At 57.2% G+C, this 21,712-nt stretch carries 21 protein-coding genes and 1 tRNA gene; 11 read left to right on the forward strand and 11 right to left on the reverse strand.

The features are described 5' to 3' along the window. Positions 1 to 75: 75 nt before the first annotated feature. Entirely contained in the window at positions 76 to 816 is a 741-nt protein-coding gene (dpaA, locus tag WFN87_RS22755) for a peptidoglycan meso-diaminopimelic acid protein amidase (protein ID WP_336983802.1), read from the forward strand. Here the strand turns inward: dpaA and WFN87_RS22760 are convergent. Next, positions 787 to 1,554, reverse strand: a complete 768-nt coding sequence (locus WFN87_RS22760) for a class II glutamine amidotransferase (protein ID WP_008457309.1) — start codon at positions 1,552 to 1,554, stop codon at positions 787 to 789. The two genes, dpaA and WFN87_RS22760, sit on opposite strands and share 30 nt — an antisense overlap. Before the next feature lie 55 nt (positions 1,555 to 1,609). After that, positions 1,610 to 2,191, reverse strand: a complete 582-nt coding sequence (gene lpcA / locus WFN87_RS22765; protein WP_008457307.1) for a D-sedoheptulose 7-phosphate isomerase — start codon at positions 2,189 to 2,191, stop codon at positions 1,610 to 1,612. 229 nt (positions 2,192 to 2,420) lie between these two features. Here lpcA and fadE point away from each other — a divergent pair, with 229 nt between their 5' ends. Together fadE and WFN87_RS22775 are read left to right on the forward strand one after the other, a co-directional pair. Then, complete coding sequence (gene fadE / locus WFN87_RS22770) at positions 2,421 to 4,865, forward strand: acyl-CoA dehydrogenase FadE (protein WP_008457305.1); 2,445 nt, start codon at positions 2,421 to 2,423, stop codon at positions 4,863 to 4,865. A gap of 96 nt (positions 4,866 to 4,961) precedes the next feature. Continuing rightward, the gene (locus WFN87_RS22775) at positions 4,962 to 5,729 is read left to right on the forward strand and encodes an amidohydrolase (RefSeq protein ID WP_008457303.1); all 768 of its coding nucleotides are present in this window, start codon (positions 4,962 to 4,964) and stop codon (positions 5,727 to 5,729) included. A 42-nt stretch (positions 5,730 to 5,771) separates the two neighbouring features. Here WFN87_RS22775 and hpxK read toward each other — a convergent pair whose 3' ends face one another. The 3 genes from hpxK to WFN87_RS22790 all read right to left on the reverse strand — a co-directional run bounded on the left by hpxK (position 5,772) and on the right by WFN87_RS22790 (position 9,298). Continuing rightward, on the reverse strand, positions 5,772 to 7,031 hold the full coding sequence (hpxK, locus tag WFN87_RS22780; protein ID WP_336983801.1) for an allantoate amidohydrolase: 1,260 nt from the start codon (positions 7,029 to 7,031) through the stop codon (positions 5,772 to 5,774). After that, positions 7,031 to 8,272 carry an aminotransferase class V-fold PLP-dependent enzyme gene (locus WFN87_RS22785; protein ID WP_166994259.1) on the reverse strand — a complete coding sequence of 414 codons (1,242 nt, stop codon included), beginning with the start codon at positions 8,270 to 8,272 and terminating at the stop codon, positions 7,031 to 7,033. The genes hpxK and WFN87_RS22785 overlap by 1 nt, the downstream gene beginning before the upstream one ends. A gap of 186 nt (positions 8,273 to 8,458) precedes the next feature. Then, a complete protein-coding gene (locus tag WFN87_RS22790) occupies positions 8,459 to 9,298 on the reverse strand; it encodes a MurR/RpiR family transcriptional regulator (protein ID WP_008457289.1) in 840 nt (279 codons plus the stop codon). A 122-nt stretch (positions 9,299 to 9,420) separates the two neighbouring features. Between WFN87_RS22790 and WFN87_RS22795 the strand changes: the two genes are divergently transcribed. The 4 genes from WFN87_RS22795 to hpxZ are packed head-to-tail and all read left to right on the forward strand — an operon-like array spanning position 9,421 to position 12,961. Beyond that, entirely contained in the window at positions 9,421 to 11,004 is a 1,584-nt protein-coding gene (locus WFN87_RS22795) for a gamma-glutamyltransferase family protein (protein WP_336983800.1), read from the forward strand. An 11-nt stretch (positions 11,005 to 11,015) separates the two neighbouring features. Continuing rightward, a complete protein-coding gene (hpxX, locus tag WFN87_RS22800; RefSeq protein ID WP_008457287.1) occupies positions 11,016 to 11,204 on the forward strand; it encodes an oxalurate catabolism protein HpxX in 189 nt (62 codons plus the stop codon). After that, positions 11,201 to 12,577 carry an AtzE family amidohydrolase gene (locus WFN87_RS22805; protein ID WP_336983799.1) on the forward strand — a complete coding sequence of 459 codons (1,377 nt, stop codon included), beginning with the start codon at positions 11,201 to 11,203 and terminating at the stop codon, positions 12,575 to 12,577. The genes hpxX and WFN87_RS22805 overlap by 4 nt, the downstream gene beginning before the upstream one ends. Beyond that, the gene (hpxZ, locus tag WFN87_RS22810) at positions 12,578 to 12,961 is read left to right on the forward strand and encodes an oxalurate catabolism protein HpxZ (RefSeq protein WP_336983798.1); all 384 of its coding nucleotides are present in this window, start codon (positions 12,578 to 12,580) and stop codon (positions 12,959 to 12,961) included. Positions 12,962 to 13,420: 459 nt separating this feature from the next. Here hpxZ and puuE read toward each other — a convergent pair whose 3' ends face one another. The 3 genes from puuE to WFN87_RS22825 are packed head-to-tail and all read right to left on the reverse strand — an operon-like array spanning position 13,421 to position 15,849. After that, positions 13,421 to 14,377: an allantoinase PuuE gene (gene puuE, locus WFN87_RS22815; protein ID WP_336983797.1), complete on the reverse strand. Its 957-nt coding sequence runs from the start codon at positions 14,375 to 14,377 to the stop codon at positions 13,421 to 13,423. 18 nt (positions 14,378 to 14,395) lie between these two features. Then, a complete protein-coding gene (hpxA, locus tag WFN87_RS22820) occupies positions 14,396 to 15,133 on the reverse strand; it encodes an allantoin racemase (RefSeq protein ID WP_336983796.1) in 738 nt (245 codons plus the stop codon). A gap of 2 nt (positions 15,134 to 15,135) precedes the next feature. After that, positions 15,136 to 15,849, reverse strand: a complete 714-nt coding sequence (locus tag WFN87_RS22825; RefSeq protein WP_336983795.1) for a GntR family transcriptional regulator — start codon at positions 15,847 to 15,849, stop codon at positions 15,136 to 15,138. Between the two features lie 143 nt (positions 15,850 to 15,992). On the opposite strand from WFN87_RS22825, the gene WFN87_RS22830 reads away from it, so the two are divergent. Further along, on the forward strand, positions 15,993 to 17,486 hold the full coding sequence (locus tag WFN87_RS22830) for an NCS1 family nucleobase:cation symporter-1 (protein WP_336983794.1): 1,494 nt from the start codon (positions 15,993 to 15,995) through the stop codon (positions 17,484 to 17,486). Between the two features lie 146 nt (positions 17,487 to 17,632). Then, a complete protein-coding gene (locus tag WFN87_RS22835) occupies positions 17,633 to 18,556 on the forward strand; it encodes a DMT family transporter (RefSeq protein WP_008457273.1) in 924 nt (307 codons plus the stop codon). A 112-nt stretch (positions 18,557 to 18,668) separates the two neighbouring features. Here the strand turns inward: WFN87_RS22835 and WFN87_RS22840 are convergent. Further along, positions 18,669 to 18,745: transfer RNA gene (locus WFN87_RS22840), tRNA-Asp, on the reverse strand. Positions 18,746 to 18,879: 134 nt separating this feature from the next. Then, the gene (dnaQ, locus tag WFN87_RS22845) at positions 18,880 to 19,611 is read right to left on the reverse strand and encodes a DNA polymerase III subunit epsilon (RefSeq protein ID WP_008457272.1); all 732 of its coding nucleotides are present in this window, start codon (positions 19,609 to 19,611) and stop codon (positions 18,880 to 18,882) included. Positions 19,612 to 19,677: 66 nt separating this feature from the next. Between dnaQ and rnhA the strand changes: the two genes are divergently transcribed. Continuing rightward, entirely contained in the window at positions 19,678 to 20,154 is a 477-nt protein-coding gene (rnhA, locus tag WFN87_RS22850) for a ribonuclease HI (RefSeq protein ID WP_039290486.1), read from the forward strand. On the opposite strand, the gene WFN87_RS22855 is transcribed toward rnhA, so the two are convergent. Next, the gene (locus tag WFN87_RS22855) at positions 20,108 to 20,872 is read right to left on the reverse strand and encodes a class I SAM-dependent methyltransferase (protein ID WP_336818457.1); all 765 of its coding nucleotides are present in this window, start codon (positions 20,870 to 20,872) and stop codon (positions 20,108 to 20,110) included. The genes rnhA and WFN87_RS22855 overlap by 47 nt on opposite strands. A 35-nt stretch (positions 20,873 to 20,907) precedes the next feature. Here WFN87_RS22855 and gloB point away from each other — a divergent pair, with 35 nt between their 5' ends. Next, complete coding sequence (gene gloB / locus WFN87_RS22860; RefSeq protein WP_336983793.1) at positions 20,908 to 21,663, forward strand: hydroxyacylglutathione hydrolase; 756 nt, start codon at positions 20,908 to 20,910, stop codon at positions 21,661 to 21,663. The last annotated feature ends 49 nt before the right edge of the window (positions 21,664 to 21,712 follow it).

Below are 21,712 nucleotides of genomic sequence, written 5' to 3' on the forward strand. Positions count from 1 at the left end.
TACAGAATTTTCTGATTTCGGGTCCCTTTAGCCGTCCTGGCTGTTAGTTTCAGGTTTATCAAGGAATCAAGCAGTATGCGTAAGATCGCACTGATTATTGCGATGCTCTCTATGCCGTTTTTCTCTTTCGCCAGCCTGCTTAACAGCAGCGGTGTCGCCGCCCCTGTCGGCAAAGATAGCAGACAGCAGCTAATGGGCTCCCCGGTTTATATTCAAATCTTTAAAGAAGAGCGCACCCTGGAACTGTGGGTGAAGATGGGCGAGCAGTACCAGCTCCTCAACAGTTACCGCATCTGTAACTATTCCGGCGGCCTGGGGCCAAAACAGCGTCAGGGCGATTTTAAAAGCCCGGAAGGGTTTTATAGCGTTGATCGCAGTCAGTTAAAACCGGACAGCCGCTTCTATAAAGCCATTAATATTGGCTTCCCGAATGAATTTGACCGCGCTCACGGCTATGAAGGGAAATACCTGATGATTCACGGCGCCTGCGTGTCGATTGGCTGCTATGCCATGACCGACTCCGGCATCGACGAAATCTTCCAGTTTGTGACCGGGGCTTTGGTGTTTGGGCAGCCACGCGTGCAGGTGAGTATCTTCCCGTTCCGTATGACCGACGCCAATATGGAACGCCACAAGTACTCCACCTACATCAACTTCTGGAAAGAGCTGAAACCGGGCTATGACTACTTCGCGGCTAACCATCAACCACCGGGCGTGGCCGTGGTCAGCGGGAACTACGTCATCAGCAAACCTACCGTGATGACGCCAGTTCAACCGCAGCTGGCTTCAAACTATAAGCTCACCGAGGCAAAATAACGCCGACTTGCCTGGCTCAATTTTGTGCCAGGTTTCGTTGGCGGTCAGCGGCTGAGTTGCGATGACCGTGACCACATCGTTCGGTGTGGTCTCTTCCTGAAAATCAATTTCCACGTCCTGATCCAGCAGCTTAGCGACACCGAATGGCGCTCTGCGGGTGATCCAGAACAGGTTCGTCGAGCAAAACGCCATCACGTAGCGCCCGTCCGACAGCAGCATGTTAAACACGCCCTTTTCTCTAAGCTCTGCGCCCAGTTCAGTGATGTAGCGGAATACCGCTTCCATATTGCCCGGCGTGCGCGGGTAACGCTGCGTGAGTTTGTGCAGCAGCCAGCAGAACGCCTGCTCGCTGTCCGTTTCGCCAATCGGGCGGAACGTCCCCGTCTCCAGCGTGCGATAGCCCTTGAGTTGCCCGTTATGGGCATAGGTCCAGTTGCGGCCCCACAGTTCGCGGGTGAACGGATGGGTGTTTTCCAGCGCAACCTTGCCGCGGTTTGCCTGGCGAATATGCGCAATAACCGAGCAGGATTTAATTGGGTAATCCTGGACGAGGCGGGCGATGGGCGAGTTAAAGCTCGGCTGCGGATCTTTAAACGTGCGGCAGCCTTTTCCTTCGTAGAAGGTTATACCCCAGCCGTCTTTATGGGGGCCTGTTCCGCCTCCGCGCTGCACCAGTCCGGTAAAACTAAAACAGATATCCGTCGGTACGTTGGCACTCATCCCGAGCAATTCGCACATCTCTTCTCTCCCACAACGAATGCCCCTGCTCCGGGAGGAGCTGGGGCATTACGGGCTAAGCTTTAACCATTTCTTTTTCGATTAACTGAATCAGGATGTGGATCACTTTGATGTGAATTTCCTGAATGCGGTCCGCATAGCCGAAGTGCGGCACACGGATTTCGATGTCAGCCGTACCGGCCATTTTGCCGCCGTCTTTGCCGGTCAGAGTAATGACTTTCATGCCTTTCGCGCGGGCAGCTTCAATCGCTTTGATGACGTTGCCGGAGTTGCCGGACGTGGAGATCCCCAGCAGCACGTCGCCTTCGCGGCCAACGGCTTCAACGTAGCGAGAGAAGACATAGTCGTAGCCAAAATCGTTGCTGACGCAGGAGATGTGGCTCACGTCAGAAATCGCGATCGCCGGATAGCCCGGGCGGTTCTCACGATAGCGGCCCGTTAACTCTTCCGCAAAGTGCATAGCATCGCAGTGTGAGCCACCGTTCCCGCAGGACAGTACTTTGCCGCCCGCTTTGAAACTGTCTGCCAGCAGCACCGCTGCGCGCTGGATGGCATGAATGTTGGCTTCATCCTTAAGGAAGTTAGTCAGCGTTTCCGCCGCTTCATTTAGCTCACTACGAATAAGATCCTGGTACATGAGGAGGTCCTTGAGGTTTGAGTGAATTTCACATCCCGCAGTGTACCGGATAGCGCCGAAAGCGAGAAGCGTAACCCCGCGTGTAAAGCCGGGGTTTTCCCTGGAAGTGCGGCAACAATGTGAGCGAGGTTGTAATTATTTTGTAAACACATTGCTAAAGAAAGCAACATCCACTACAACCAATACATCACAAGTGGTCAGACCTCCTACAAGCAAGGGAGCTTTCTTTATGTTGATTTTAAGCATTGTCCTTACCGTTGTTCTGCTGGGTGTGTTGTTCTATCACCAGGCAAATCTGCTGCTTAGCAGCGTGCTTCTGCTCGCGTGGACCGCCGCGCTGGGCTTCGCTGGCATCTGGTCTTTCTGGGTGCTGGTTCCGCTGGCGGTAATTCTGGTGCCGCTGCTGGTCACGCCGCTGCGTAAATCGCTGATCTCCGCACCGATCTTCCGTGGCTTCCGCAAAGTCATGCCGCCGATGTCCCGCACCGAAAAAGAAGCCATCGACGCCGGGACGACCTGGTGGGAAGGCGATCTGTTCCGCGGCAAGCCGGACTGGCAAAAACTGCATAACTACCCTCAGCCAAAGCTGACCGAAGAGGAACAGGCGTTCCTTGATGGCCCGGTGGAAGAAGCCTGTCGCATGGCGAACGACTTCCAGATCACCCATGAGCTGGCCGACCTGCCCCCTGAGCTGTGGGCTTACCTGAAAGAGCATCGCTTCTTCGCGATGATCATCAAGAAAGAGTACGGCGGCCTCGAGTTCTCAGCCTATGCTCAGGCTCGCGTGCTGCAAAAACTGTCCGGCGTTTCCGGGATCCTGGCGATTACCGTCGGCGTGCCTAACTCCTTAGGCCCGGGCGAACTGCTGCAGCACTACGGCACCGAAGAGCAAAAAGATCACTACCTGCCTCGCCTGGCGCGCGGCCTGGAAATCCCTTGCTTCGCGCTGACCAGCCCGGAAGCCGGTTCCGATGCCGGCGCAATCCCGGACAGCGGCGTGGTTTGCATGGGGGAATGGCAGGGTGAACAGGTGCTCGGTATGCGCCTGACCTGGAACAAACGCTATATCACGCTCGCCCCTATCGCCACCGTACTGGGCCTGGCGTTCAAACTGTCTGACCCGAAACGCCTGCTCGGCGGCGAAGAAGACCTCGGCATTACCTGTGCGCTGATCCCAACCCACACGCCTGGCGTGGAGATCGGCAAACGTCACTTCCCGCTGAACGTGCCGTTCCAGAACGGCCCAACCCGTGGGAACGACATCTTTGTGCCTATCGACTTTATTATCGGTGGCCCAAAAATGGCCGGTCAGGGCTGGCGTATGCTGGTTGAGTGCCTGTCCGTAGGTCGCGGCATTACCCTGCCGTCTAACGCTACCGGCGGCCTGAAATCCGTGGCGATGGCAACGGGTGCTTACGCGCATATTCGCCGTCAGTTCAAAATCTCTATCGGCAAAATGGAAGGGATTGAAGAGCCGCTGGCACGCATCGCCGGTAACGCGTATGTCATGGATGCCGCAGCTTCTTTAATTACCTACGGCATCGTGCTCGGTGAGAAACCCGCCGTACTGTCTGCGATTGTTAAGTACCACTGTACCCACCGTGGCCAGCGCGCCATTCTTGATGCGATGGATATCGTCGGCGGGAAAGGCATCATGCTCGGCGACGCTAACTTCGTGGCCCGTGCTTACCAGGGCGCGCCGATCGCCATCACCGTTGAAGGCGCTAACATTCTGACCCGCAGCATGATCATCTTCGGCCAGGGCGCAATTCGCTGCCATCCGTACGTGCTGGAAGAGATGGCCGCGGCGCAGAATAACGACGTGAATGCCTTCGATAAGCTGCTGTTCAAGCACATCGGCCACGTGGGCAGCAACAAAATGCGCAGCCTGTGGCTGGGCCTGACCAACGGCCTCGGCAGCAGCACGCCGACCCGCGATGCAACTAAACGCTACTACCAGTACATCAACCGCCTGAGCGCCAACCTGGCGCTGCTGTCGGATGTCTCCATGGCCGTGCTGGGCGGTAGCCTGAAGCGCAGAGAGCGTATCTCTGCCCGCCTGGGTGATGTGCTGAGCCAGCTTTATCTGGCGACGGCGGTGCTGAAACGCTACGAAGATGAAGGGCGTAACGAAGCCGATCTGCCGCTGGTTCACTGGGGCGTGCAGGATGCGTTGTTCCAGGCCGAACAGGCGATTGATGACCTGCTGCGCAACTTCCCGAACCGCTTTGTGGCCGGTACGCTGCGGCTGGTTATCTTCCCGCTGGGTCGCCGCTACGATGCGCCGTCCGATGTGCTGGACCACAAGCTGGCGAAAATCCTGCAGGTGCCGTCCGCAACCCGGTCGCGTATTGGCCGCGGTCAGTACCTGACGCCAAGCGAGCATAACCCTGCTGGCCTGCTGGAAGCCGCTCTGCTGGATATTATGGCCGCCGAGCCAATCCACCAGCGCGTATGCAAAGAGCTGAAGCGCAATCTGCCGTTCACTCGCCTGGATGAACTGGCGAAGCAGCTGCTGGGTGAAGGCAAGATCACCGCCGATGAAGCGGCGATTCTGACCAAAGCGGAAGCCAGCCGCCTGCGCAGCATCAACGTGGATGAGTTTGATCCGGAGGCGCTGGCGACACAGCCGGTGAAGGTGCCGGAAAAGCACAGAAAGGTTGAAGCCGCCTGACCATTAACCCCTCTTATGAGGGGTTTTTTATTGCCAACAAAAGCACGTTTTCTCGTGCTACAGTGGATGAAATATTCTGCTAAGAGGCTGCCGATGGTGTCTGGTCTGAAAGTTTCCGTTCTGCAACAACCGCTCGTCTGGATGGACGGTGCCGCGAACCTGCGTCATTTTGATGTGCTGCTGGAGGGCGTGCGCGGACGTGACCTGATTATTCTGCCGGAAATGTTCACCACCGGCTTCGCGATGGAAGCCGCCGTGCAGTCAATGCCGGAACAGGAAGTGATTGACTGGATGCAGTTCAAAGCCCAGCAAACGCAGGCGATGATCGCCGGCAGCGCCGCTCTGCAAACCGAACGCGGGCCGGTGAACCGCTTCCTGCTGGTTCAGCCGGACGGCAAAGTGCATTTCTACGATAAGCGCCACCTGTTCCGCATGGCCGATGAGCATCATCATTATCAGGCCGGGGAAGAACGCGTGATTATTGAGTGGAAAGGCTGGCGTATTTTACCGCTGGTTTGCTACGACCTGCGCTTCCCGGTGTGGTCCCGCAATCGCAACGACTACGATCTGGCGCTGTACGTCGCCAACTGGCCCGCGCCGCGCTCTCTGCACTGGCAAAGCCTGCTGCAGGCGCGCGCCATTGAGAACCAGGCTTATGTGGCAGGCTGCAATCGCGTGGGCACCGACGGCAACGGCCACCATTACCGGGGCGACAGCCGGATCATCAGCCCGCAGGGCGAGATCCTGGCGAGCGTTGAACCTCACCAGGCGGCACGACTTGATGCCGATCTTTCGCTGATTGCGCTGCGGGAGTACCGGGAGAAATTCCCGGCCTGGCAGGATGCCGATCCTTTCAGCCTTTAAGAATGAAAGTATGCAGAAACCGGCCTATTCAGGCCGGTTTTTTTATTGTTCCGCCAGCACAGTCACGGCGCGAGTGAAAGCCTGGACGGCAAGGGCCACGTCGCTTTCAATAACGGATTCTGCCGGATGATGGCTGATACCCTTCTCGCAGCGAACAAACAGCATAGCGCTCGGCCAACGCTCGGCGATGGCAATGGCGTCGTGCCCTGCGCCGCTTGGCAACGACAGGCTCCGCCCCTGAACTTCGCTCACCGCCTGCGTTAGCGTTGCCTGCAATGCCGCATCACACGGCGTGGCTGGAATAGCGTAGTAGGCTTCTGCGGTAAACTGCATACCGCGACGGGCGGCAATCGCTTCCCCTTCGGCAAGAAGCTGGCCTAACAAACTCGCCAGGCTTTCGTCACGCGGGCTGCGAATGTCCAGCGTAAGCTGAACGTCGCCAGGGATGACGTTCACCGCGCCTGGCGCGCAGCTTAACGTTCCCACCGTGGCAACTTCGTCGGGGCCGTGGCGGCGCGTGGCGGATTCAATAAAGGTCATCCATTCGGCAGCGGCGGCCAGCGCATCTTTGCGCAGCGCCATTGGCACCGTCCCCGCATGGCCCGCATGGCCGGTAAAGCTGCAGTTCAGGCGACGGGCACCGTTAATGGCCGTGACCACGCCCAGCGCAAGGCCCTGCTCTTCCAGCACCGGTCCCTGCTCGATATGCAGCTCAAGGTAAGCGCTGAAATCGCTTTTTGGCCGCTCCGCGCTGGCAATACGCGTCGGATCCAGACCGGCAATCGTCATGGCCTGCGCCACGCTGACGCCGCTGGCATCTTCACAGCTCAGCCAATGCGCCGGCCAACTGCCGGTGATGCCTCGGCTCCCCAGCAGGGTAACCCCAAAGCGGGTGCCTTCTTCATCGCCAAAACCGACAATTTCGATGGCCTGCTCGAGCTGGATATTGTTTTGATAAAGGTACGCGACCACTTCCAGGGCACACAGCACGCCGAGCATCCCATCGTAGCGGCCCGCATTGCGCACCGTATCAAGATGGGATCCCAGCAAAATCGCCTGCGCGCCTTCTTGCCTGCCTTCGTAACGCCCACAAATATTGCCGACAGCGTCCTGCCAGGTCGTCATGCCGAGCTGCTCCATCCAGCCAGCGACCAGCTGATTCGCCCGCAAATGTTGCACCGAAAGGTAAACCCGGGTCAGCTGGCCCGCGCTTTCGCTGATAGCAGCTAGCTGGTCAGCCCTGTCCATGACGCGCTGGGCGGCAACCGCGGCATAGTTAGCATCCATAAGCGGCGCGCCCATTAGCGGGCACCCTGCGCGTAAACGTTCCACGCTGCCTGCATCGCTTCACCCTGCACGCTTTTAAAGCCGAGACGGTTAAGCACCGCTTCCAGCGCGGTGAGCGTTTGCAGCACGCAGTCTTTGCGTGCGTTGTAGCCCATGGTGCCGATGCGCCAGATTTTGCCCTGTAGCGGGCCGAAGGAGGTGCCGATCTCGATATGGAAATCTTCCAGCAGCAGCTTACGAACCTCTTCGCCGTGAACCTGCGCCGGGATAGCCACGCCGAGGACGTTGTTCATCTTGTGGTCAAGATCGCCGAAAGTTTCCAGCCCCATGCCCTGGATCCCCGCCACCATCGCCCTGCCGTGCAGCTCATGACGGGCAATACCGACGTCCAGACCTTCTTCCAGGATCACGCGGGCGCACTCACGGGCAGCAAACAGCATGCTCGTCGCTTCGGTGTGGTGATTAAGACGTTCCGGCCCCCAGTAGTCCATGATCATGCCCAGATCGAAGTAGTTGGAGTAGATCATCTCTTCGTCCCCGTCCTGATGGGCGGCAGTGCGAATGCCTTCTTCCACGCATTTACGGCGGCGAATGGCCTCTTCCATTTTCGGACTAAGGGTGACCGGTGAGCTGCCTGACGGGCCGCCCAGGCACTTCTGCAATCCGGCGGAAACGGCATCCAGTCCCCAGGCATCGGTGAGCAGTTCGTTCCCGCCAAACGATGCTGTAGCATCGGTGTAGAACAGCACGCCGTGGCGGCGGCAGATCTCCCCCAGTTCTGCCAGCGGCTGCAGCATCGTGGTGGAAGTATCGCCCTGCACGGTCAGTAGCAGGCGAGGTTTTACCGCTTTGATGGCGTCTTCGATTTGCTGCGGGCTGAATACTTCGCCCCACGGCACTTCAATGGTGTGCACTTCGGCGCGGCAGCGGCGGGCAATCTCACACAGCAGGTGACCAAAACGGCCAAACACTGGCACAAGCACTTTATCGCCAGGGCGAATAGCCGACAGCAAAATGGCCTCGATCCCGGCGCGGGAAGTGCCGTCCACCAGCATCGTCCATTTGTTTTCGGTGCGGAAGAGCTCGCGGTACAGCACCATCACCTCATTCATATATCCCGTCATCACCGGGTCATACTGGCCGATAAGCTGGCTCGCCATGGCACGCAGCACGCGCGGATCGGCATTGATCGGGCCTGGCCCCATCAGCAAACGGTGCGGCGGGTTGATCTGGGAAAACTGCTGAATATCAAACATGGCGATTCCTTGAGTCTGAGATTGAAACAAAAGATTCTTATAATCATCTTTTGCAACTAATGTGCCAGCCGCAGGCAAAATTTTTTCCGGCTGACAGACTTAAGCCAGCGCGGAAAAACAGGTTTGGGTAAAAACGATGAACTCTTTTGGCTCACCCGAACTGTGCAGTTGCACCGTCGAGGAGCATCAACGCTGTTCGAGTTCGTCCAGCTCTGTATACAATTCAGCGATATTATGGATACGCTGACGCCCACTGGTCAATGATTCATGCAGCACCGCGTTAGCCAGTAAATTCACCAGGCTCATGGCGCTGCTGTAGCTGTCAAACGCCGAAACGCTGTCGAGCGGCGCGCTCAAATGCCAGCCAGGATAACTTGCCAGCACCGCCGAACCCGGTTCGCTCAGCATCACCAGCGGTATACCGCGCTGCTGTAAACTGGTGAGCAGTGGCTTAATAATGCGCGGCCTGCGGCGAAACGCCACGGTGACGACGCAATCTTCCGGGCCGATATCCACCAGCTCTTCCGCCAGCGTCTGCCCCGGCTGCGGGAGCAGATGTACGCCGCTGCGCACCTGCAAAAGCTGCTGGCGCAAGTGCATCGCCACCGGCCAGGAGTTTCGCATCCCAATGATAAACAGCCGTTTTCCGGTCACAAGGGCCTTGACCACTTCGGCAAACGGGCCCGCTTCCAGCTGATTCACCAGTTGAGTAAGGTTCGCCATTTCCTGCTTGTAATGACGCGCCAGCAGCGTGTTGCCCTGCACGGCATCGCGGTTTTCCGTCAGCGGCATCCCGCTCTGGCGCAGGGTCCGCAGCTCTTCGCGCATATCTTTGTAGCGCTCGTAACCTAAGCGCTTAAACAGGCGGCTCACGGTGGCCTTGGACACGCCTGAAAGCCGCGCCAACTCGGCGCTGTTGTAGCTGATCAAGTCATCAAAGTGGTCAACGATGAACGAGGCCACGCGCTGCTCCTGCGGGGAAAAGAGCGCCCATGACGCCCGCAACCGCTCGTCTAACTGTTTCATGCCGACTCCTGCAACTTTTGTTTCATCAAAGCCTGACACAGTGAAACGATCCTCGTCAACCTGGAACATCTCTTGCTTCTGACTCCCCTACCCGAGCGGATTTCCTGCAAGAGAAGAAAAATATGCAAAGCAATATGGCCCCCGGAGGCATGGCGGTGACGCCCCATCATCTGGCTTCTGAAAGTGCGCTGTCTGTGCTGCGTCAGGGCGGTGATGCCGTTGAAGCGATGGTCGCCGCAGCCGCCACTATCGCGGTGGTTTATCCCCATATGAACGGTATAGGCGGGGATGGATTCTGGCTGATTGTTCCGCCTGAGGGGGAACCTGTGGCCATCGACGCCAGCGGGGCCGCCGGATCGCTGGCGTCACTGGATTTCTACCGGGGAGAACGCGCTATTCCCCACCGCGGCACCCGTGCTGCGTTGACCGTGCCCGGCACGCTGAGCGGCTGGGCAGAAGCACTGAAAGTGTCATCGGAGCTTGGCGGCGGGCAGATGCCGCTTTCCCGTCTGATGGCCGATGCTATTCGCTATGCGGCGGACGGGATCCCGGTCACCGCCTCTCAGGCGAACGCGACACAAAGCAAATACGCAGAGCTGGTTGATATTCCAGGTTTTGCCGACACGTTCCTGCAGCGCGGTGAAGTGCCCGCGACCGGGAGTCGTTTCACGCAGCCCCGGCTGGCCAGGACCCTGACGCGAATTACCGTAGAAGGCCTGGACAGTTTCTATCGCGGCCCGCTGGCTTCAATCATTGCCGAAGAGCTGGCCGAACTGGGACTGCCAATCACCGCGGCTGACCTCGCCGCACATCGGGCAACCCGCAGCAAACCGCTTCGCCTTGAGCACCAGGCCGGGGAAGTTTTTAACCTCGCCCCGCCTACGCAAGGGCTGGTCTCGCTGGCGATCCTCGGCATTACCGACCGCCTGTCGATGGCAAACGCCAGTGAAGTTCAGACCGTACACCGCATCGTGGAAGCCACTAAAAAAGCCTTTGCGCTGCGCGACAAGCACATCACCGACCCGCGCCTGATCGCGACCTCAATACAAAACCTGTTAGATCCCGAGGCGCTGGATCTGCTGGCCGCAAAAATTGATGACCAAAGCGCCGCCCCGTGGGGCAAAGGTAAAGGCCCCGGCGACACGGTCTGGATGGGCGTCATTGACGGGAATGGCCTGGCCGTGTCGTTTATTCAAAGTATTTATCACGAATTCGGCAGCGGGGTTGTGCTACCCCAAAGCGGCGTGCTGTGGCAAAACCGCGGGGCATCTTTCAGCATCGATGCAGAACATCTGCTGGCGCTGGCGCCGGGCAAAAAACCGTTCCACACCCTGAACCCGGCAGCAGCCAGGCTCGCCGACGGCAGAATGCTGGTTTACGGCTCGATGGGCGGCGACGGCCAGCCGCAGACGCAGGCGACAATCTTTACCCGCTATGTACTTCAGGGCATCGGTTTACAGGAGGCCATTTGCGCGCCGCGCTGGCTGCTGGGCCGCACCTGGGGGCAAGTTTCCGACAGCCTCAAGCTTGAGAGCCGCTTTAGCCAGGACACCCTCAACGCGCTTGAAGCCCTCGGACACGAGGTAGAAACAGTCCCCGCCTTCAGCGAGATCGTCGGCCACGCTGGCGCCATCGTCAGACATACCAATGGCATGCTCGAAGGTGCGTGGGATCCGCGCAGCAACGGCAGCGCCGCAGGCTTTTGAGGAAAATACCAATGAACCAATCTTCTTTTGACTGGCAGCATTACATTGTCCTGATGGAGCAACTGCTCGCCGTGCCGCTGACCGACGAGCGCCGCAAAGAGCTGGAGTTGCAGCTGACACGCATTGCGGCCATGGCTGGACCGCTGATGGCCTTCCCGCTTGCCGATCGCCAGGAAACCGCCGGAGTTTATACGCTATGACCGCCCTTTCTATCCGACAGATCCAGCAGGGACTGCGGGACAAAGATTTTTCAGCTACCGAACTGGCCCGGCAAACGCTGGCAAAGATTGAGCAGCGAAACCCGCAGCTTAATGCCTTTACCGAAATCACCCAGGATCGTCTTCTGGAGGAGGCGGCCTCGGTAGACCAATTGATCGGTCACGGCAGCCCTTTGCCAGCGCTCGCGGGCGTGCCTTACGCGGTAAAAAATCTTTTCGACATTAAAGGGGTAACAACCCTTGCAGGTGCGGAGTTGTTTGCCGGGCAACCCGCGGCCTCTGAAGATGCCTTCGCTATTACACGGCTGCAAAAAGCGGGGGGAATGCTAAGCGGGGCGTTGAATATGGATGCCTATGCCTACGGCTTCACCACGGAAAACAGTTATTACGGAGCCACCAAAAACCCGCACGATCTGTCACGTATTGCGGGCGGCTCGTCCGGCGGCTCAGCGGCAGTTGTAGCTGCGGGCATGGTGAACTTCACCCTTGGCACCGACACCAACGGCTCCATTCGCGTCCCGTCTTCACTTTGCGGGCTCGTGGGCCTGAAGCCGACTTTTGGTCGCCTGTCGCGCGGCGGCAGCCATCCTTTTGTCGCCAGCCTCGACCATATCGGCCCGCTGGCTCGGAGCGTGGAGGATGTCGCGGCGGTTTACGATGTGCTGCAAGGGTACGACAGTAGCGATCCTTTTCAGACTTCGCGCGCCATTGAGCCGGTTTGCGCAGCGCTTGAGCGTGATACGCCGCTTCGCGTGGCGGTGCTGGAGGGTTTCTTTGAAAGCTGGTGTGACGCGGATGCCAAAGAAGCCGTTAGCCGGGTAGCCAAAGCGCTCCAGGCTACGGAAAAAGTTTCTATGCCGGAAGCCGAACTCGCCCGTTCGGCGGCTTTTTTGCTGACCGCCGCCGAAGGGGGAAATCAGTACCTGCCCGCACTGCGAACCAGCCCTGAGCGCTTCGAACCTAACTCGCGCGAACGCCTGCTGGCGGGGGCTATGACGCCGTCGGCCTGGTACACCCAGGCTCAGCGCTTCCGGGCCTGGTTCCGCGATCGCACGCTGCCGCTGTTTGACCATTTTGATCTGCTTGTTGCCCCCGCCACGCCGTGCTGCGCCACGCTTATCGGGCAGCAAACCATGCATATCAACGGGCAAGATATCCCGGTCAAAGCCAGTATGGGGATCCTGACGCAGCCAATCTCTTTCCTGGGATTACCGGTTGTCAGCGCCCCGCTGGTCGCGGCCAGCGGTTTACCGATTGGCGTGCAATTAATTGCCGCACCGTGGCGGGAAGACGTGTGTTTGCAGGCCGCTCGCCGCCTGGAATCTCAGGGTATTTTACAGACGAAGGTAAGTTAAATGATGCGAGATAATATCGACCGCCCGGCCGTTTTAAATGAAGTCACTGCGGCATTTTATCGCTACGAGCAGGCGCTGATTAGCAATGATGTCGCCGTTCTGGATGAGCTGTTTTGGGAGGATGCTCGCACCGTGCGTTTTGGCGCAACGGAAAACCTTTATGGCATTGAGCAGATCCGCGCTTTCCGCAACGGGCGTTCGCCGAAGGGGCTGGATCGCCAGTTGAGAAATACCGTTATCACCACCTTCAGCGACGACCTCGCGGTGGCGAGCACTGAGTTTACCCGAGAAAGCAGCGATAAGATTGGCCGCCAGATGCAGACCTGGGTCCGGTTTGCCTCAGGCTGGAAGATTGTGGCGGCGCATGTAAGTTTAATGGGGTGATAGTCTGTTTCTTCACCATAAAAATCTTCTGTTTATGAAAGCCCATGTCGTGTTCCGTTCACCTTAAATACCGCTTCATATGTTGCCACCATACAGGTGAACGTCTTAGGGGAGTCACCGTCACTCCCCTAAGAACCCGGACTCCCGGCGAAATAAATCGACCGCTGAATCGGCAGACCTCCGTTTTATCTCCCAGTCCTCGGTCGGCTGAGATGCGTTCCCGACGCTCTCAGCCTCCGGCTATGACCCAACTCAGGCGGGGTTGAGCTAGCCGGGCGCCAGGGTTGTCAGGGAGATGGCGTTATCTCCCTGACACGTTCACCGTGCTCTGAACGTGCAGGGGAAGCAGAGATACGGGTGAACGGAACAGCAGCAAAGTAACAAATATCTCAGAAACGAGCCTCAAAGACGTATCTGTATAAAAATGGCATCCACAAAAGAATGGGAAGGCCAATAACATCATTCAACAAAAGGATGCGTCTTCGTCCAATGTTCGGCAATGTCCTGCCTTCTGCAAATCCACACCCCTTCATGTTGCTGCACGTAATCCAGAAAACGCTGCAAGGCCCGGAAACGGCCCGGTCGCCCTAACAGGCGGCAATGCATGCCGATAGACATCATCTTCGGTGCCGTGTCGCCTTCTTCATACAGCACGTCAAAACTGTCTTTCAGGTAGGTGTAAAACTGCTCGGCGGTATTGAACCCCTGCGCGGTGGCGAAGCGCATGTCATTGGTATCCAGCGTGTACGGCACGATCAGGTGAGGTTTGGTGCTGCCGTCTTCGCAGGCCACTTTGCTCCAGAAAGGCAGATCGTCGCCGTAGTAATCGCTGTCGTACAGGATACCGCCTTGCTCAACCACCAGCCTGCGGGTATTAGGGCTGTCGCGCCCGGTGTACCAGCCCAGCGGGCGGGAGCCGAACAGATCCTCCAGGATTTCCATCGCCTGATGCAGGTGCTGGCGCTCGGTGGCAACGTCCATATTCTGATAATGGATCCAGCGCCAGCCGTGGCTGACCACGTCGTAGTCAGCGGCTTTGATCGCGGCCACGATCTCCGGGTTGCGGGCCAGCGCCATGGCGACGCCAAACACCGTCAGAGGCAGACCGCGCTTCTGGAATTCATTATGGATACGCCAGAACCCTGCCCGGGAGCCGTATTCGTACAGGGAGTCCATCGACATATGGCGGTCCGGGAAACTGGCCGCCCCGATGATGTCAGAGAGAAATTGTTCCGAGCCGCTGTCGCCGTGCAGCACGTTGTTTTCCGCCCCTTCTTCAAAGTTCAGGACAAACTGAACCGCAATACGCGCGCCGTTCGGCCACTGCGCATGGGGAGGCTTGCCGGCATAACCGGCGAGATCGCGCGGGTAGTTTTCGGTAAAAGGGTAGCGATTAGGCTTTTGTTCTTCCGTCATAGTTGGCCTCTTTTAACCTTAACCCAGACGAGCAAAAGAGCCGGAAAGCGGCTTTTTATTCGGATAAGCGAGATCGCCAAATTTGCTGGTGCCGATCCCCAGCGCAACCAACGACTCCACTAGCTTCACCGCCGCCGTGACGCCGTCGATAACCGGGATACCGATCTCTTCGGTCAGCTCTTTCGCCAGGTTTGCCATGCCGCCACAGCCCAGCACGATCGCCCCACTGTTGTCTTCTTTTTTGGCCTGAATGCAGCGCTCACGCACCATGCGCTGGGCCAGCCCGGTGCCGTCTTCCAGCGCCAGCACGGGCAGATCGATGGCATGCAGCGCCGCGCAGTGATGCTCGAAGCCGTATTGCTGCAGCAAATGGCGGGCGATGATCACCGTACGTGGCAGCGTGGTGACAATAGAGAAGCGGGTGGCGACCATCGTGGCCATATGCATGGCCGCTTCGGCAATGCCAATCACTGGCCCGCTGGCTATCTCACGCGCAGCCAGCAGCCCTGGGTCGCCAAAGCAGGCGATGACGTGCCCGCTCACGCCCTGCGCTTTGCCCTGCTGAATTTGTTCCAGCACACCGATGGCCGCAATGGCTTCGTCAAAGTGCCCTTCTATTGACTCCACGCCCTGCTCCGGACAGGTCGCGAGGATTTGCGTACCGGGGGCGGCAACGCTACGCGCGGCTTCAGCAATGGTGTGCGTCATCGCCTGGCTGGTATTGGGGTTGATCACTTGAATAATAGGCTGGGGCATGGTTATTCCTGTCGGGTGCCAAAGAGGCGGGCGAAGTCTGGGGTGGTTTCACCGCTGCGCTCAAAATGCAGGCTGGAAACAATGTGATCGAAGTGGTGCTTCATCGCCAGGGTCAGCGGCTCAATGTCTTTTTTACGCAGCAGATCGATAAGGTGTTCATGATCGTCACAGCGGCAGCCCCGCTGCCACGGCGCGCCCCAGGCAGCGATCACCAGCGAGGAGCGGTGCGTCAAACTGGTGACCATTTCCGTCAGCACGGCATTGCCGGAGATAGCCTGCAGCTGAATATGAAACGCCGCTGAAAGGCGGATGGCCGCCGGCCCGTCTCCGTCGCGGTGCGCTTTTTCTTCCTGCTGGATGATTTTACGCAGCGCGGCCAGGTGCGGTGCCTGAAGATGCTCGAGGACATGAGGCAGGTTGGCGCATTCGAGGACGGAGCGTGTCTGGAAGATCGCTTTTGATTCTTCGACGTCCGGCATCGCCACAAATGCACCACGCCCGGGCAGCAGGGTGATCATTTGCACCGTTGCGAGGCGCGTTAAGACTTTACGGATCCCGGTTCGGCTAATGTCAAAAACGTCCGCCAGCGCTTCTTCCGGCAGTTTGCTGCCCGGCGGCAGCTGGTGTTCGACCATCGCCGTCATCAGCGATTGCCAGATAACGGCTTCTTTATCATGCAGTTCTGCTGGGGCTGTCACCCCGAAATCACGCTTCATTCACCTCTCCCGTTAGCACCAGGCACTTTTTATTTGTATACAATATCACTGATAATTGAATACAAGAAATGCAAACCTGGCCTGGTTCCTGCAATACCTATGGCAGACGTAATCCATCTTCTGTTTTTATAGGAGCAGATCCCATGCCAGGTATAGAGAACAACGCAACAGCCATGAAAGAGAGTGCCAACGCCGGCTACAGCCCGCGCCTGTGCAACGATGACCTGGCCCCAACCCGCCACCAGACTTGGTCCTGGTATAATATTTTTTCGTTTTGGATGTCGGATGTACACAGCATGGGCGGCTACGTGGTGGCAGCCAGCTTCTTTACGCTCGGGCTGGCCAGTTGGCAGGTACTGATTTGCCTGCTGGCAGGGATTTGCATCGTGCAGTTTTGTGCCAACCTGGTCGCCAAACCCAGCCAGATGGCGGGCGTGCCTTACGCGGTGATTTGCCGCCAGGCTTTCGGCGTCTTCGGCGCGAATATTCCGGCGGTGATCCGCGGGCTTATCGCCTTCGCCTGGTACGGGATACAAACTTACCTGGCCGCTAACGCCTTAATGCTGGTGCTCTTGAAGTTCTGGCCAACGCTTGCGCCGATGACGGGCGTGAGCTTCCTCGGCCTGTCTCAGCTCGGCTGGATCTGCTTCGGCATTATGTGGGTGCTGCAGGCGATGGTGTTCTGGCACGGGATGAATGCGATTAAGCGCTTTATTGATATCGCGGGCCCTGCGGTATACATCGTGATGATGGCGCTGGCAGGCTGGATCCTGTATCAGACTGGCTTCGATGGCATCTCCTTTACCTTAGCCAGCAAACAGCTTAGCTCCGGCGAGCAGGTGTGGCAGATGATCACCGCCACCGCGCTGGTGGTGTCGTACTTCTCCGGCCCGCTGCTGAACTTCGGCGACTTCTCTCGCTACGGTAAAAGCATGAATGAGATCCGCCGCGGCAACCGCTGGGGCCTGCCGTTTAACTTCCTGCTGTTCTCTATTGTCACCGTGGTGATTGTGTCCGGTACTCAGTCGCTGTTCGGCAAAATGATCACCGACCCGATCGAAACCGTGAGCCATATCGGCAACAGCCTCGCAATGGCGATAGGCCTGCTGACGATGATCACCGCGACTATCGGGATCAATATCGTGGCGAACTTTGTTTCTCCGGCGTTCGACTTCTCTAACTGCTCTCCGCAGAAGATCAGCTTCCGTGCGGGTGGGATGATCGCCGCGGTGGGTTCTGTGCTGCTGACGCCGTGGAACCTGTTCCAGTCCCCGGAACTTATCCACTACACGCTGGATGTGCTGGGCTCGTTCATTGGGCCGCTGTTCGGCATCCTGCTGGCGGATTTCTACCTGGTGAAAGGCGGTAAAATTCACGTCGACGATCTGTTTAACGACACGCCGAAAGGCCGCTACTGGTACAGCCGAGGCTTTAACCCGAAAGCGATTATCGCCCTGGTGCCTTCGGTTGCCGTTTGCCTGACCATCAGCTTTATTCCTTCGCTGCATGAAGTCGCCAACTTCAGCTGGTTTATCGGCGTGTTCCTCGGCCTGAGCTGCTACCGCTGGCTGGCCCGTAGCGAAAAAGTCAGCGTTGCTGCCGGTTTTGCTGGCCGCGTCGCCACCTCCAAAGAGTAAACATTGAGGCCTGGGCCCGAAGGGGTTCAGGCTTTTTCATTTCCAGACATACTCTTTTTCTTCTCTGAGACGACGGCTGGCCCAGCACGAGTGATATATTCTCCCTTCGACCTTTCCAGCAAAATTCCGTGTCAAAGGAGAGTCCCTTGCTCAGCAGTAAGAAGTCGGCCACTGAGGCTGCCCCCCATAAGCCGTCGGCCTGGTATGTTTTGCTCCTGTTCACCATTCCGCCGCTGCTTTGGGCGTGCAATTACATCGTCGGCAAAGCCGTTCGCAATGATATTCCCCCGGTGGGGCTCACCTTTATGCGCTGGCTGGTGGCGCTCATAGTGATTCTGCCGTTTGCGCTGCCTTATATAAAAAGAGACTTTCGTCGCTACCGGGAGTATCTGGGCTGGATTGTCGCCGTGTCGGTGACGGGGATCGTCTGCTTTAGCCTGCTGGTCTATATCGGCCTGCACCACACTTCGAGCACCAACGCGCTGTTGCTTAACTCCTGTATACCGGTGCTGATTATGCTGTTTGGTGCGCTATTCTTTGGGCACAAGCTCAGCGTTAAGCAGGTGGTCGGCCTGGCAATTTCCTGCTGCGGCGTGCTGTTTATTATCTTTAAGGGCGATATCCACGGGCTGCTGCAAATGGCGTTTTCATCGGGTGACCTGATGCTGCTGGCGGCCATGGCTTGTTTTGCGCTGTATACGCTGTGGATCCGAAAAATCCCTTCCGATATTAGCCGCATGGGGCTGCTGGGCGTTCAGGTGGCTATCGCGCTGGTGGTGACGCTGCCGCTGTGGCTGCATGAAATGAGCACCGGGGCTGTGCCACACTGGAATACCATGACGATTTCAGCGGTCGTGTTCCTCGGTGCATTCCCCTCTTTTGTTTCCTATCTGCTGTACGGACGCTGCGTGGAAGCCGTCGGTGCCGCGCGTGCCGGGCTTAGCATTCACCTGATCCCAGTCTTTGGCGTAGTGCTGTCGCTGGTGTTTCTCGGCGAAACGCTGCATCTTTTCCATATCATCGGGATTGCGACTATTTTGGTAGGTGTGGCGTTGGCCAGCAGGCACTAGAGGTGGTTTCAGCCAGCCCTCGCGCGATTGCGGTGCGGGGGTTAGGTGAGTTTTTAAGAGAGGCAGAAACGACGAAGGCCTGAGTCATTGCTGACTCAGGCCTTCTGAATTGTGGCGGAACGGACGGGACTCGAACCCGCGACCCCCTGCGTGACAGGCAGGTATTCTAACCGACTGAACTACCGCTCCGCGTTTTGTTCCCCGTCGGGAACGAAGCGGATATTACGGATTGCCCCGATAACCGTCAACGCTTTTTATCATAAAATTAACCGTTTGCCGCAAAAATCACCTGGGTGGTGATTTTTAACTCGTTTTGGCTATTTTTAGCTGCGCCAAAGACAGCTGCCGCCCTTCTTCTGCACCAAATCAAGGCGCGATTCATGGGCCACCAGCTCTTCATCACTGGCGTGGATCACCCGCATACCTGTTGCACGACGCACCACGCGCTGAATGCCGCCGCTGCCCTGCTGCTGCTGCACATCACCTTCCATAGAAAATTTGAGTGACGTTTGCCCGCCGGTCATCATCAGATAAACGTCGGCCAGGATTTGGGCATCGAGCAATGCGCCGTGCAGCGTACGTTTGCTGTTGTCTATTTCATAGCGAGAGCAGAGCGCATCGAGGCTGTTCCGCTTGCCCGGGAACATCTTACGGGCCATTGCCAGGCTGTCGGTTACCTTACAGAAGGTATCCGTTTTAGGAATGTCGCGCCGCAGCTTGCTGAACTCGTAGTCCATAAAGCCGATATCAAACGAGGCGTTATGAATGACCAGCTCGGCGCCGCGAATGTAGTCGAGGAACGAGTCTGCAACCTGATCGAAGGTCGGCTTATCCGCCAGGAACTCGTCCGCAATACCGTGAACGCCAAAGGCTTCCGGATCCACCAGCCGGTCGGGCTTGAGGTAGACGTGGAAGTTGTTGCCCGTCAGGCGACGGTTGATCACTTCAACCGCACCGATCTCGATAATGCGATGCCCTTCGTAATGAGCACCGATCTGGTTCATACCGGTGGTTTCGGTATCGAGGACTATTTGTCTGGTGGGGGTAGAAATCATATAGCTGTGCTCATCGCGCTCGTTTGTGTCAGACTTGACGTTTTCATCACAGGAAGTCTACCAGAGATGCGTAAACAGGTAGAAGTTTTCACCGATGGCTCCTGCCTGGGGAATCCAGGGCCGGGCGGCTTCGGGGCAATTTTGCGGTACAAGCAGCACGAGAAAATCTTCAGCGAAGGGTTTCGTCTCACCACCAATAACCGCATGGAAATGATGGCCGCTATCGTCGCGCTTGAGGCGCTGATCGAACCCTGCGATGTGGTCCTCAGCACCGACAGCCAGTACGTCCGCCAGGGCATTACCCAGTGGATCCACAACTGGAAAAAACGCGGCTGGAAGACGGCAGATAAAAAGCCGGTGAAAAACGTCGATTTATGGAAGCGCCTGGACGCCGCCCTGAGCCATCACCAGATTAAGTGGGAATGGGTCAAAGGGCATGCGGGACACCCGGAGAACGAACGCTGCGACGAACTGGCGCGCAACGCAGCCTCCCGCCCTACTCATGAGGATGTGGGTTATCAGCCGGACGCGGCGGCACCTTAGCAACGGCTTCGCGGTACTGCCGCGTGGCCCCTACCGCCGAGCGAATCTGATTTTTCGCTTTGCGGCTTTTCATTGGGTTCAGCGTCAGCGGCAGCGTGCGTTTTCGCGCCACGATAACGTGCATACAGCCCAGCGCCGGCAGATGCGTACTCAGCAAACGCCCACCTTGCTTATGCCAGGGCAGGACCTGAAAACTGCGCCGGTACATCACTTCAAAATTCAGTAACGACAGCCAGTCTTGTTGCCTCATGGGGGTAAACATTCGGCTATTATAAGGCACACGCTTACGCAGGAACGGGACCATTTTCCCCAGCCCCAGCAAGCTAATGGGATTAAAACTGCTGAGCACGATCCAACCGTCGTCGATCAGGACACGATCCACTTCCCGCAGCAGGCGGTGGGGATCAGGGCACCAGGGTAACGTGTGGGCCAACAGGCAAGCATCCACCGACTTCGCCGCAAAAGGCAAGTGCAGAGGATCGGCATTAACCTGAAGATGTTCACCCTGCAGGGCCACATTAACCTGATGCGAAATAGCACAAGCTTCGGTGTTCACTTCCGCACTCAGGTTGCCAATTTTCAATAAGTGAAAGCCGAACATTTTCGCCAGCCACGGGCGGAGCTGCTCTTCGAGCGCATCCCGATAGTGTTCTCCCCATCGCAGCTGCGCCCAATGATGGGGGGAAGTGATAATCTCAGGTATCCTTGCCGGTTTCATCACTACCTTCTTAATGGCCATAGAGAGGTTGAACTATGAATCTTAACAGTATTCGTGCCTTCCAGGATAACTACATCTGGGTGCTTAATAACGAGCAGGGAAAATGTGTGATCGTTGACCCTGGCGACGCCGCACCGGTATTGAGGGGAATAGAGGAAAACGGCTGGCAGCCAGAGGCCATTCTGCTGACCCATCATCATGCCGATCATGTGGGTGGCGTTCAGCAATTAAAGGACAAGTTTCCGAAGATTAAGGTCTACGGCCCGGAGGAAACCCGGCAGAAAGGCGCCACTCAGATCGTGGGCGAAGGGGATAAGTTTAGTCTGCTTGGGCGTGAATTTCGCGTGATAGCAACACCTGGTCACACTTTAGGACATATCTCCTTTTTTAGTTTTCCTTATCTATTTTGCGGCGACACAATGTTTTCAGGCGGCTGTGGAAGGCTTTTTGAAGGCACGGCAGATCAGATGTTTAATTCATTTCAAAAGCTTAATGAACTCCCCGCCGATACACTGATTTGTTGCGCACATGAGTATACGGAATCGAACATAAAGTTTGCCTTAAGTATTCTACCCCATGATGAGCATTTAACGGGATACTATCGAAAAGTTAAGGAGTTACGCGCAAAAAATCATTCAACATTGCCGTCTTCCCTGCAAACTGAACGTGAAATAAATATTTTTTTACGCACTGAAGGCACTGTTTTAAAAGAAGAAATAAAAAAAGAAACAAACTTGCAACAACCCCATGAGATATTCGCCTGGTTAAGGACAAAGAAGGACAGCTTCTGAATATTCTGGTTGTGTTGTCGAAAAGGCGACGGTATCATCGCTCGTCTTT

Source organism: Cedecea sp. AS113 (assembly GCF_037152415.1).
Lineage (GTDB): Bacteria > Pseudomonadota > Gammaproteobacteria > Enterobacterales > Enterobacteriaceae > Cedecea.

Coding starts and splice junctions, on each gene's coding strand:
- dpaA (WP_336983802.1), top strand. CDS start 76: ATGCGTAAGATCGCACTGATTATTGCGATGCTCTCTATGCCGTTTTTC.
- WFN87_RS22760 (WP_008457309.1), bottom strand. CDS start 1,554: ATGTGCGAATTGCTCGGGATGAGTGCCAACGTACCGACGGATATCTGT.
- lpcA (WP_008457307.1), bottom strand. CDS start 2,191: ATGTACCAGGATCTTATTCGTAGTGAGCTAAATGAAGCGGCGGAAACG.
- fadE (WP_008457305.1), top strand. CDS start 2,421: ATGTTGATTTTAAGCATTGTCCTTACCGTTGTTCTGCTGGGTGTGTTG.
- hpxK (WP_336983801.1), bottom strand. CDS start 7,031: ATGGGCGCGCCGCTTATGGATGCTAACTATGCCGCGGTTGCCGCCCAG.
- WFN87_RS22785 (WP_166994259.1), bottom strand. CDS start 8,272: ATGTTTGATATTCAGCAGTTTTCCCAGATCAACCCGCCGCACCGTTTG.
- WFN87_RS22790 (WP_008457289.1), bottom strand. CDS start 9,298: ATGAAACAGTTAGACGAGCGGTTGCGGGCGTCATGGGCGCTCTTTTCC.
- WFN87_RS22795 (WP_336983800.1), top strand. CDS start 9,421: ATGCAAAGCAATATGGCCCCCGGAGGCATGGCGGTGACGCCCCATCAT.
- hpxX (WP_008457287.1), top strand. CDS start 11,016: ATGAACCAATCTTCTTTTGACTGGCAGCATTACATTGTCCTGATGGAG.
- WFN87_RS22805 (WP_336983799.1), top strand. CDS start 11,201: ATGACCGCCCTTTCTATCCGACAGATCCAGCAGGGACTGCGGGACAAA.
- hpxZ (WP_336983798.1), top strand. CDS start 12,578: ATGATGCGAGATAATATCGACCGCCCGGCCGTTTTAAATGAAGTCACT.
- puuE (WP_336983797.1), bottom strand. CDS start 14,377: ATGACGGAAGAACAAAAGCCTAATCGCTACCCTTTTACCGAAAACTAC.
- hpxA (WP_336983796.1), bottom strand. CDS start 15,133: ATGCCCCAGCCTATTATTCAAGTGATCAACCCCAATACCAGCCAGGCG.
- WFN87_RS22825 (WP_336983795.1), bottom strand. CDS start 15,849: ATGAAGCGTGATTTCGGGGTGACAGCCCCAGCAGAACTGCATGATAAA.
- WFN87_RS22830 (WP_336983794.1), top strand. CDS start 15,993: ATGCCAGGTATAGAGAACAACGCAACAGCCATGAAAGAGAGTGCCAAC.
- dnaQ (WP_008457272.1), bottom strand. CDS start 19,611: ATGATTTCTACCCCCACCAGACAAATAGTCCTCGATACCGAAACCACC.
- rnhA (WP_039290486.1), top strand. CDS start 19,678: ATGCGTAAACAGGTAGAAGTTTTCACCGATGGCTCCTGCCTGGGGAAT.
- WFN87_RS22855 (WP_336818457.1), bottom strand. CDS start 20,872: ATGAAACCGGCAAGGATACCTGAGATTATCACTTCCCCCCATCATTGG.
- gloB (WP_336983793.1), top strand. CDS start 20,908: ATGAATCTTAACAGTATTCGTGCCTTCCAGGATAACTACATCTGGGTG.